The 11,401-nt window shown below is 50.6% G+C and carries 9 protein-coding genes and 1 pseudogene; 1 reads left to right on the forward strand and 9 read right to left on the reverse strand.

The genetic code is table 11. The annotated features are described in order from the left end of the window. Nucleotides 1-41 precede the first annotated feature (41 nt). The 6 genes from D5269_RS19040 to D5269_RS15800 form a co-directional block, all read right to left on the reverse strand. The gene (locus D5269_RS19040) at nucleotides 42-1,052 is read right to left on the reverse strand and encodes a recombinase family protein (RefSeq protein WP_256374383.1); all 1,011 of its coding nucleotides are present in this window, start codon (nucleotides 1,050-1,052) and stop codon (nucleotides 42-44) included. A 15-nt stretch (nucleotides 1,053-1,067) separates the two neighbouring features. Continuing rightward, the gene (locus D5269_RS15780) at nucleotides 1,068-4,214 is read right to left on the reverse strand and encodes a type I restriction endonuclease subunit R (protein WP_120486739.1); all 3,147 of its coding nucleotides are present in this window, start codon (nucleotides 4,212-4,214) and stop codon (nucleotides 1,068-1,070) included. A gap of 3 nt (nucleotides 4,215-4,217) precedes the next feature. Beyond that, nucleotides 4,218-4,979, reverse strand: coding sequence for a hypothetical protein (locus D5269_RS15785; RefSeq protein ID WP_120486740.1), 762 nt, complete (start codon nucleotides 4,977-4,979; stop codon nucleotides 4,218-4,220). Between the two features lie 28 nt (nucleotides 4,980-5,007). Beyond that, a complete protein-coding gene (locus tag D5269_RS15790; RefSeq protein WP_199735759.1) occupies nucleotides 5,008-6,195 on the reverse strand; it encodes a restriction endonuclease subunit S in 1,188 nt (395 codons plus the stop codon). Then, nucleotides 6,185-7,687: a class I SAM-dependent DNA methyltransferase gene (locus D5269_RS15795; RefSeq protein ID WP_120486741.1), complete on the reverse strand. Its 1,503-nt coding sequence runs from the start codon at nucleotides 7,685-7,687 to the stop codon at nucleotides 6,185-6,187. The genes D5269_RS15790 and D5269_RS15795 overlap by 11 nt, the downstream gene beginning before the upstream one ends. Before the next feature lie 120 nt (nucleotides 7,688-7,807). After that, a complete protein-coding gene (locus D5269_RS15800; RefSeq protein WP_120486742.1) occupies nucleotides 7,808-8,254 on the reverse strand; it encodes a hypothetical protein in 447 nt (148 codons plus the stop codon). 135 nt (nucleotides 8,255-8,389) lie between these two features. On the opposite strand from D5269_RS15800, the gene D5269_RS15805 reads away from it, so the two are divergent. Then, nucleotides 8,390-8,632: a helix-turn-helix domain-containing protein gene (locus D5269_RS15805; protein WP_120390455.1), complete on the forward strand. Its 243-nt coding sequence runs from the start codon at nucleotides 8,390-8,392 to the stop codon at nucleotides 8,630-8,632. A gap of 13 nt (nucleotides 8,633-8,645) precedes the next feature. On the opposite strand, the gene mobQ is transcribed toward D5269_RS15805, so the two are convergent. The 3 genes and pseudogenes from mobQ to D5269_RS15820 all read right to left on the reverse strand — a co-directional run. Continuing rightward, complete coding sequence (gene mobQ, locus D5269_RS15810; protein WP_120486743.1) at nucleotides 8,646-10,340, reverse strand: MobQ family relaxase; 1,695 nt, start codon at nucleotides 10,338-10,340, stop codon at nucleotides 8,646-8,648. A gap of 304 nt (nucleotides 10,341-10,644) precedes the next feature. Further along, nucleotides 10,645-10,842 (reverse strand): DUF3847 domain-containing protein, encoded by a 198-nt coding sequence (locus tag D5269_RS15815; RefSeq protein ID WP_120486744.1) that lies wholly within the window; start codon nucleotides 10,840-10,842, stop codon nucleotides 10,645-10,647. A 205-nt stretch (nucleotides 10,843-11,047) separates the two neighbouring features. Beyond that, a pseudogene (locus D5269_RS15820) lies at nucleotides 11,048-11,401 on the reverse strand (hypothetical protein); the annotation flags it as partial.

Genomic DNA, 11,401 nt, shown 5'->3' on the forward strand with positions numbered 1-11,401 from the left:
TGCCGCTTCTTTCGCTGCTGCTGTCCAAATACGTTGTATTGCTATTTGGCTCCTTCTTTATTGACGACACCGTCTAAATGGCGGTAGCCGGAGCAGATAAAAGCGTCCTCTACCCATTTCCCCTGCACAAGGTTGTAGCGGTGTGTGAGTTTTGAGCCGCAGTCGGCGCAGTAGAGAAGCCCAGTCAAGCGGTTAGGGGCGTTCTGCCGCTTCGGGGCGCGGCGCACGGTTTCCCGTATCTTCTGTACGGTCTGCCATGTTTCCACGTCAACAATGGTGGGGATTGCGTCCTCAAAAATATACTGTTCTTCCGGCGCGGTCTTGCGGCTGCTTTTGGTCTTGTAGTTCTCGCATACGGTTTTCCCTAATACCTTGCGTCCTGTGTATTCCGGGCGTTTCAGTATGTAGCCGATAGTGGTCGCTGACCATGCGTAGGGGTCTGTGTATTTTGCCGCCCGGACTGGCTCGCCTGTCCGCTTCCAATGCTCGGACGGGATAGGGATTTTCTCGGCGCGGAGTGCCTTTGCTATGCTGGCTACGGTTTCCCCGGCAAGGACGCTCTGGAAGATACGGCGCACAACGGCGGCGGCTTCTTCGTCAATTATCCATTCGCCTTTTTCCTCTTTGGAAGCGCGGTAGCCATAGCAGACACTACCAGAGCAGCGCAAGCCCTTTTCCATTCTTGACTTGAAAACAGCTTTGATTTTGCGGCTGGTGTCGGCAACATACCACTCGTTTATCACGTCACGGAAGATAGACATAATATCAAAGCCGTTGGCGGTGTCAAGGTTGTCATTTGCGGCGATAAAACGCACATGGTACTCGTCAAAGGTGCGCTTCAATAGCCCCACTTCAACCACGTCACGCCCGATTCGGCTTTGGCCTTTGATGATAACCGTTGCCACGTTCCCCGCCCGGATTTCGTCCAACATAGCGTCCAGCCCCGGACGCTTGAACGTAGTTCCACGGATTCCGTCATCTGTAAAGTGCCGGATATTGGTAAAGCCGTTTTTCCTTGCGTAGTCCTCTAAAATCCGCTTCTGAGAAGCGATTTGTCAAGGATATTTTCACCTAAAAATATTATCCGTCCACATTTCGCACTGACCTATTACCGTCTGCACAGCATCGTCCATCCCCTCCGGGGGATACTTATGCCGCTTGAGCAGCCGCTTAACCAGCTTGCGCATACCGGCGCGGGCGCTCTCTTTCTTCTGCCAGTCGATGGTTCGGTTCTTCCGCAGGAGGTCGGTCAATTCCTTGGTGATGGCGATCAATTCCTCATGCTCGTAAAAATCCTTGACCGCCTGGGGCTTGGTAAGCGCGTCATAAAAAGCCAGTTCCTCCGCGTTCAGCCCCAGCGCCTCCCCCTCCGCATTTGCCGCCGCAATATCCTTGGCAAGCTTCAGAAGTTCCTCAATAACTTCCTCATTGGTAAGCATTCCGTTCAGATAACGGTTCATGGCGCTCTGGATGATCTCAGAAAATTTCTCCGACTTGACCAGGTTCGTCCTGCGGTAAACGGAAACTTGTTCCGCGATCAGCTTTTTCAGCAGTTCCACCGCCAGATTTTTCGCCTTCATGTTTGCCACTTCTTCCAGAAACTTCGGATCAAACAGGGAGAACTCCGACTTCACATCGGAGAAAAGATTGATTATGCCCTCGCTTTTAATGCTGTGCTTCAATAGTTCGTTAATCCGCTCATTCACTTCGGGCAGGGTAAATTTCTTCCCTGTCCCGCCGGACTGTAAGCGGACGATCATCGTGCGGACAGCATCAAAGAACGCCGCCTCAAAACGTGTACTCTCATCCACCAAGCTGCCGCACAGGGTAAGGGCCTGCCGGAGCAGCAACGCCTCTTTGATATAAACATTCTGCGTCCGCTCATTTTCAGGCAGGTTATGCTCCGCAACACTCTTGCCCAGAATGAAGTTGACGCCTCCGCTGATAGCCTTCGCTTTCTCAAAATCATTGCCGGACATAAACCTCCCATAGTCATAGCCATGGAAGAAATCCCGGCAAATCGAGAGCTTTTCCAAGAACTTCGGATAGGCGGCCTTGCTGACATCGGTGTCGCCGTAGTTTTTCCTGTCTCTGGCGGTGTAGTCGTTCATTGCCTGCTTGAGGGCGGCAGCAATACCCACATAGTCCACCACCAGCCCACCCTCTTTGTCCTGGAAGACGCGATTGACGCGGGCGATGGCCTGCATCAGATTGTGGCCGGACATAGGCTTATACACATACATCGTCGCCAACGATGGAACATCAAACCCGGTCAGCCACATATCCACCACAATGGCGATCTTCAAAGGCGACTCGTTGTCCTTAAATTTCCTCGCCAGCTCGTCCTTGCGTGCCTTGTTCCCGATGATCTTCTGCCATTCCTCGGGGTCATTGTTACCCTGGGTCATCACGACCGCCACTTTCTCCGTCCACGCAGGGCGCAGTTCCATAATGCGCTGGTATATCTTCATAGCAATGGGGCGGGAATACGCAACGATCATGGCCTTTCCCGTCAGGATATTGGCCCGGTAATTCTCGTAGTGGTCGAGAATGTCATTGACCAGAGAGTTGATCGTCTGCTCCGCACCCAGGATGGCCTCCATCTGGCCCAATTCCTTCTTGCTCTTTTCAATGACATACGGGTCCGCTTTCTGGGCCATGATGTCATACTCGGCGTCAATAAGACGCAGGGTGTGCTCGTCCAATTTCAGGTGAATGACCCGGCTCTCATAGTAGACCGGCCTTGTGGCACCATCTTCCACAGCCTGCGTCATATCATAGATGTCGATGTATTCACCGAACACTTCGCGGGTGCTGCGGTCCTTGGAGGAAACCGGCGTGCCGGTAAAACCAATGTATGTAGCGTTGGGCAGACTGTCCCGGATGATTCGGGCAGTCCCGACAACCGTTTTAGCTTCGATCTCCCCGTTATCCTTCCGCCGGGTAACCACCTTCTCTGTCAGGCCGTATTGCCCCCGGTGGGCCTCGTCCGCCATAACGATAATATTCCAGCGTTCGGAGAGCGGTTCGCCGCTCTCCTCAAATTTCTGCATAGTGGTAAAGATGATCCCGTTGGTCTGACGGTCCTTTAACCAGTCCTTCAAGCCAATTTCTATATGCTTCGGCGTTTCGCCCTGCCGCAGTTTCTCCTTATACTCGTCGCTCAGCTTGCGGCAGGTGGCTTGTACCGGCGTCTGCCGCAGAAAATCCCTGCATCGGGCAAACTGGCCGTAGAGTTGATCGTCCAGATCGTTCCGGTCGGTTATGACAACGATGGTTGGGCTCTCCAGTGCCTCTTGCAGATAGTGGGCGTAGAACACCATGGACAGGGATTTTCCGCTGCCCTGGGTATGCCAGAAAACGCCGCCCTTGCCGTCTGTGCGGGTGGCGCGGCGGGTGGATTCCACCGCCTTTTTGACGGCAAAATACTGATGATACCCGGCTAGAATTTTGAACGTGTTCTGACCGTCTGCATTGAAGCAGATAAAATTTTTGATAATGTCAAGAAAGCGTTCTTTCTCAAATAACCCTTTAAAAAATGTATCAAATTGGGCATACTGCGTATTCTCATAGCTGCCGTCCGTTGTCTTCCACTCCATATACCGGTCCTCACCGGAGGTGATCGTCCCGGCCCGGGAGTGGGTCATATCGCTCATGACGCAGACGGCGTTGTAGACGAACAGCGAAGGAATTTCGTGCATATAGTTCCTAAGCTGGCGGTAAGCGGCTGAGGCGTCCGTTTCCTCCCGAGAGGGGGATTTCAGCTCCACGACAACAAGCGGCAGTCCGTTGACGAACAAAATCACGTCGGGCCGCTTTTCTGAGTTCTCTACCACCGTCCACTGGTTGGCGATAGTGAAATCGTTGTTGTTGGGATTTTTGTAGTCCACGAGGTAGACGAGGGTGGAGCGCTCCTCGCCGTTTACGAAATATTTCACCGGCACGCCGTTTTGCAGGTAGTCCATGAACACCAGGTTCTTTTGCAGCAGCGTCCCGCTCTCGAAGTTTTTCAGCTTGTAGGCCGCCTCGTTGAGCGCGTCCATGGGCAGGGCAGGGTTGACCCGCCGCAGGCAGGGGAGGAGAATGTCCTCATATAGCGGAAATCGGTAGTCCCGCGCCACGTCAGGGCCGTAGACGTAGGTATAGCCTAATTGCTCCTGAAAGAGCTGGAGGACGGCGTTTTCGTAGTGGGATTCGGTGAAATGGGTAGACATGATCTATCTCCTCATAATATCTTCAACCTGTTTTGCTAAGCTAGGTTTTATATCTTCCCAAGACTGTTTTCTATTTTTGCTTGCATAAAAAACTTTTGCAATTTTTTCTAACTCAAACAGCTGGCCTGTTGTATATTCATGAAATTTTGCGGTTCGGACATTAATTGCATTCTTAAGTGTTTCTAAGGCCATATTATTAGCAGGATCAACAGCTATCCCCCTCATTATATTATTTTGCATGGTCAAAGATTGAATATCATATTCCTGAGTTTGTCCATACAGACTTGTCGAAATATTTCTAATGTTATAAACTGTTTGTTGGAAGTCCTGCAATTCACCATAAACTCGAGCGAATTTCCCCCGCTTGCAAAATGGTACAAACATATTAAGATTCATGCCATTGGAAAAATCAATACTTAGTGCTGATAATTCATATACTTGTTTAAAAGATAGCGATTCCATTCTCATTGCAAATGGAATTTGGGGCAAGATTTTTCCGATTTCTTGAGAAATAACGCACATATTAACATAGAGTGATCGAATATTACTGTCTGTTTTTTCGATAATCATATTTCTTTCATGGAAATAGCCGATAGTCGGTACAACAAGGGAAACAATAAAACCACTAAAAACACTAGATACAATTCCCTGCAATGCGGCATATCCAGTGGTCTGTGGCGCGAATAGTGCCAAAAGTACAGTCCCAACCCCAGTGAAAAGAGTCAATGTACCGCAGACTATTGCTGTTATTTTGTTTATTTTCATATTAACATCTCCGTAAAGTGTTTTTTCTTTATGCTTGAACAGTTGACACATCGATTTTGCCAGCCATGAGCTCTGGGAGCATACTATCTCGTAAAGCGATCAAAGATCGATTTTGCTCTTCCAAAAGTTGTTGTTGGGCAAAAACAGGTATGCAAAATGCATTAAATTCAGCAAGAGTTTTAGCATCTGGAATAACCGCTGGCACAGATTTCATTGTACCTCCAGATACCTCTTTAAAGGTAGAGCCGGAAGCCATTCCTTCAATAATGGAAAGGTTGTTCTTCAAAAAATAGTAAACATAAGCTGTCCCGATTTCTTGCTTTGGAACAACAGACTTAAATCCCTGATTTGTTGTGACCTCACCAGCCGCTATTGCTATATATCCGATAGGCGCACGGGATGAAAATAAGACAGTTCCTTCCGGCATAATGGTTGCACTGCTATTTTTCAATCCCAATTCGGTAATATCAGTTTCTCCATGCGTTATGAACTTTGACTTATTGACCGAAAGAGCTTTGGGTGTAATCCATGCAATCCCGTGGTCAGTATAATATTCTGATTTTGCTTTTGAGGGAGTACTACCTCCAATGACAGTTCCGAGATCGCAGATTGTTCCTGTTTGCCATTCAGGACAAGCATTATCTATGAATAGCTCTTGAAAAAGAGACTGGGCTTGCTGCTCCAAATTCATATTTATCTTCTGGTTCAGTTCAATTTTACTATCCAGCAAGCTCAGAATGTGTGATATTTTTCGCTGTAAATCTAATTTAGGTAGATAAAAAGTATAGTTACGCATGGTCTTCAAGGAAATATGCTTTATCGTTGAACCCGTAGACATCAAGTCAATATAGTTTTTGAAATGTGGACTTTGGAGTTGATAATAAATATAGTCAACATCGACATCTGCACAAACTGTTATAAAACAAGCCCCCTTACCGAGTACGCACTTTTCTCCCCGATAGCGAGCAATATTACCTATTGTACCATCAATCGAATACAATATAGTGCGTTTAGTAAGCGGAACTCCATATTTGCGAAATTCCTCATAGGTCGTCCGCTTTTCTTTGCCTTTTTCGACAATGCGCCCGTTTTCTAAATTGGTTGCATTTACGAACAGATACTCACCATCTGGATAAAACTTAGGCGCTTTATGTAACCCATCGCTGAGAGCATCGGATATTTGGAGCAAAGAAACCATTTGATTCTCATATTTCATACCCAATCGCCCCCAACTGCTTCCTGATCTCCCCCTCCAGCTCGTGGGACTTTTGGAACAACTCCCCCAGTTCGGAAGTCAGCCGCCCCATCTTCTCCTCGAAGGGTTCCCCATCTTCCTCCTGCTCCTTGATTCCCACATACCGCCCCGGCGTAAGGATATAGTCCTGTTTTGCGATCTCCTGCAAGTCCGCCGCCGCGCAGAACCCCTTGACCTCCTCCAGCGTCCCCGCCGCGAAAGCGTTGTAGGTATCCGCGATCTCCCGGATGTCCCCGTCCGTCAGCTCCCGCAGCTTCCGGCTGACCATCGTTCCCATTTTCCGGGCGTCGATGAACAGCGTCTTGCCCTTCTGCTTCTTGTTTTTCGCCAGGAACCACAGGGAAACGGGAATCTGCGTGGTGTAGAACAGCTGGGGCGGCATGGCTACAATGCAGTCCACCAGATCAGCTTCTATCATATTCCGGCGGATGTCGCCCTCGCCCCCGGACTGGGAGGACAACGAGCCGTTTGCCAGCACCATGCCGATGCGCCCGCCTGGGGCCAGGTGCCAGATCATGTGCTGGAGCCATGCGAAGTTGGCGTTCCCGGCAGGCGGCATCCCGTACTGCCACCGCACGTCCTCCCGCAGCTTGTCCGCACCCCAGTTGGAGAGGTTGAAGGGCGGATTCGCCATCACAAAGTCGGCCTTGAGCTGTGGGTGACAGTCGTCAAAGAAGGTGTCGGCGCTGAACTTCCCCAGGTCAGCGTCAATGCCCCGGATGGCTAGATTCATCTGTGCCAGCTTCCAGGTGGTGGGGTTGGAGTCCTGACCATAAACTGAAATGCGGTTGATGTTCCCGCTATGGTTCTCGATAAACCGAGCCGACTGGACAAACATACCGCCGCTGCCGCAGCAGGGGTCATAGACCCGCCCATTGAAGGGCTGAAGCACCTCCACCAGCGTTTTGACCACGCACTCCGGCGTGAAGAACTCCCCGGCCAGCTTGCCCTCCTGCTCGGCGAATTTCCGCAGGCAGTACTGGTAGGCATTCCCCAGAATATCCTTGCTGCTGCCAGCCTCTACCATCTGGAGGTTGGTAAACAGATCGACCACATCGCCCAGTCGCCGCTTGTCCAGCTCCGGGCGGGCAAAGTTCTTGGGGAGAATGTCTTTCAGCTTCTTGTTCTCCTTCTCGATACTGCGCATGGCGTTGTCGATCACTGCGCCGATCTCCGGCGTATGAGCGGCGGCGGCAATGACCTTCCACCGGGCAGACTCCGGTACGAAGAAGATGTTCTCGGATGTGTACTCGTCGATGTCCTCCTCAAAGCCGTCGCCCTCGGCTAGCAACTCGTTGTATTTTGCCTCGAACCGGTCGGAGATGTATTTTAAGAAAATCAGGCCAAGTACGACAGACTTATATTCCGATGCGTCCAGGTTGCCGCGCAGGACACAGGCCGCGTCCCATATCTGTTTTTCGAAGCCGTTGTTGGTTGTATTCGTCTCAGCCATCCCATTTTCTCCTCTGGTATGATTTGGTGTTTCCATTATACAGTCAAAAGCGACAAAAAGCAACCGAATGTATTGCTACATTGTTCGAGAAGGGAGCGTTTGTTGAAAGAATTTTTCTTGCTATGGGAGCAGAGTGATTCTTATACGTCCTTGCTTTTCGCGCTTCCGGGCATACTCCACCAAATCCCACGCATTGCTGACTGAATGTTTCACATAGGCAATCAGATACTCGCTGTGCTCCACCATGTATCGGTTGGCCCGGACGATAGCTGCCCGCTTAGGCACAGCCTCCATTCCCGGCGGATAGAACGTACCATCGAAACCGGGCGGTGTCGGCGTAGGTCGGTCATAGGGATGATAGGGCAACAGCAAAGTGAGCGTCACCTCCGGGTGGCGCCTTTTTGATGCCTTGACGCATTTTGCCGCCAGTGCATCAAAGCGGCCATATTTGCCTACGACGAACTCTGTCACGCCGTATTCGGTTATGTGGCGTTCAACCACAGCAGAAAATTTATCTAATAGAGTGTCTGGGGCCTCACGGTGTCCAATAAAGAAACAGATTGGCATATTATCCCTCCTAATTAATCTGCGATATATCGCAAATTCATTATAGCATAGATTTTGCATTTGGGATATATCCTACACGATAAATCGCAAATTTGGCTACAATAGAAGCATCATGTGGGAGGGAGTGGTGTAGCGGTGAATGCTAAGACGGCGGTTGCTCGTCGCATCCATGCGCTATGCTTGGAGCGGAATATCGCAATCAACGCCCTTGCCAACCAATGCGGCGTTGCGCCTTCCACGATTTACAGTATGTTGAACACCAAAAGCAAGAATCCGGGAATTGTTTCCATTCAAAAGATTTGTGACGGCCTTGAAATCAGTGTTCGCAAATTTTTCGATGATCCACTATTTGAAAATCTTGAACCCGAGATAAAGTAGCGGGCCAGGAGCATTACCTCTCCTGGCCGCGCTCTTTTTCGTAGCTTTGCTTCGTCTGATGAACCTGCAACTGTTGCAGGTTCATCAGACGAATAGATACCGGCTCCGCTGTTTCATTCAACATTTCGGCAACATCCATTCGGCTCTGTGCCAGCGTTCCGGAATCAAACTTCTTGCCATAGGCAGCTTGTAACCGCTGTAGAGTTTCGTACTCTTTATCAGGACGGATAGCATGACGGGCGGTATCCAGTTCTATGGTGTCCATATCTGCAGACTGTTGTTGCAACTCAGTATACTGCGCCAGTGCCACTTCCAGTTCATCGGTGTACTTCACCTCCTGCTGGTCCAGCTTTTCCAGAGAGGATTCCATCGAAACGATACGTTTTTTGATTTCCGCCATACCATAATCGTTCACACAATTAAACTGATTGAGCAACAGGGCTTTCTCGCTTTTCAATTCCTCAATATCTTCTGTCAAAGCGGCGATTTTCTGCGCCAAATCCCGATGCCGGAACACCTGGAGTGCTGAGGTAGCTTTTTTCTCATCCAGCAATATCCGGCGCTCCCGAATCTTTATCTTGAACTTTTGGGCTACATCCTCATACCGTTTAATGTCTGGCCGGACGGCTTGAAGCGTATCAGAAAAATGCTTCTTTCCAGCTCCAATATGTAAAAGCTGATACCGGAAGATAATCATTTTCTGGCGTACAGTTTCCATAGCCTCCGCGATAGCGGGGACCGTATTCTTTACTGCATCCATCAGTTTCTTAACCAGCGATTTCAACTCCCGCAGCAGGGCATTGTCCGCCTTGATCTTCCGGTTCAGTTCACAGCGCTCAGAAATGATGCCCTTTTGTTCCAGCGCACGGGCGGCTACTCCCTCATGAATGGTAGGCTGTTCATCCGACCCACGCTCCGCATGGCTACGATGATCAACACGCTCCTGGCTCCCGGCCCGCTCAAGAAATCGGTTGGTCACATTGGCCCATGCCGCCCGCCAGAGGGCAAGCTGATCCTCGCTATTCCAGCGTTCAGAGATAGGATTTTGTCTGCCGTACTTTGTGCTTTTGGGATACTTGGAAATGCGCTCATAACCTTGCGCTTCCGCCTGGGAGGGTGTCATATATACTTTCTTTTTGCCAACTTTGTACGGATACTGCTTCTCCCAGCCCTCGGCCTGTGCCAACTTAAACTCCGCCGCAGTGAATCTCCGTTCCTCACCATCCCGAATACACAAATATTCTTTTTCGGTCTTATGCTGCCATTTACCATCCTTGGTCAGAGGCCGCACGGTCAGCAGGATATGAGCGTGTGGATTGTGACCATCCGTATCGTGGATGCACACATCAGCGCACATCCCATCCGCCACAAAATTGGTCTGTATGAAGTTCGTCAACAGGGTTATCCACTCGTCTTTGCTCAGTTCAACAGGGAGCGCCACCACGAACTCGCGGGCGAGGCGGCTGTCCTTCGTTTTCTCCGCTTCCTCCACGGCGTTCCAGAGGATTTCCCGATCCGCCCACTCCGTAGGCGCCATATTCGGCAGAAAAACCTGTTGCCACACAAGCCCCTGCTTCCGGATATAGTCATGCTGTACGCCGTCATAGTCGTTGTAAATCCGGGAGCAACTCATGTAGGCCGCCGCCGCGACAGCGGAGCGGCCTGTTCCCCGGCTGATAACCTTTGCCTCCAAATGATAAATTGCCAGTTTTTATTACCTCCGTCCTTCGTCTCCCGTCCTTCGTCCAACGTCCCCCGTAACAGCGAAAAGCTGCCAGTGGCAGGTTTTCGCTGGCGTATGGAACAGGTCGGCGCGCCGATCTGTTCCATACGCACCGGGAATGACCGCAGTCATTCCCGGCAGGCCCCCGCAGGGGCCGCATCCGCCTCGCAGAGCGCACGACTGCCGAAGGCAGTACCACCGCCCGCGCAGCGGGTGGTGAGTAAGTGCGCCCTTCGGGCCGGGAAAAGCGGAGCGCCCCGGCGAACCGGGACGCTCCTGCTTTGCGTACTCAATTTGTAAGTTCGTGAAGATATGCTTCCAAATCGTTCAAGCTCATGCTCACCGTCTGCGGCAGAGCCTTCTCCAAAACAGCCCCCTCCTGGATTAACCGCCGTGTCCGGGCTTTGCGCTGCTTCACACGGTCACGGGCCTGGGCTTCTTCCAAACGGTGTCGGGCCTGGATCAGTTTCTTTTCATTATCCGTCATAGTAACTCCTTCCCGGCCTTAACTGGCCTGTTAGCACTGGAAACGCCTGATTTTGACACCAAAATTCTGCAAGTTGGTATCATAAAGGGCAAAAAACAGCACCAGATACAAATTCCCTGTGTAAATACAAGAAATTTGGTATCTGGTGCTTATATTTTTGGTGTTAATTCAATTCGTTATGGCATCAAAATGGCCCGCTGTGGTATCAAAAACTGTCCACGAAATCCAATGCTGTATCGTCCGATTCCTGCTGGTCCTCTTGGGTTGCGTTCTCAGTAGAGGCCGGTTGCGGTGGGATATTCTGCAACAGGTTGAGCAGCGTAGCCGCTGAACTGACAGGAGCGGCGTGATCGAACCCGGCCCGGATGGTTTCCAGCACCCGCTGGAGGAAAGCGTCCTCCTTCTCACGGGTTTCCAGATACGGGTCAGAGAACAGCCGCCCCCGGCGCTCAAAATAGTCGTTGACTGCGGCAATCACCGCCCTGCTGTAAGAACCTGTATTCACAAGGAGAAAAGAACGTGGTAAAATAGAGATATGGAAGAAAAAGGACGGGAGTCG

This window comes from Anaerotruncus sp. 1XD42-93, from assembly GCF_009917605.1.
Classification (GTDB): Bacteria; Bacillota; Clostridia; order Oscillospirales; family Ruminococcaceae; genus Anaerotruncus.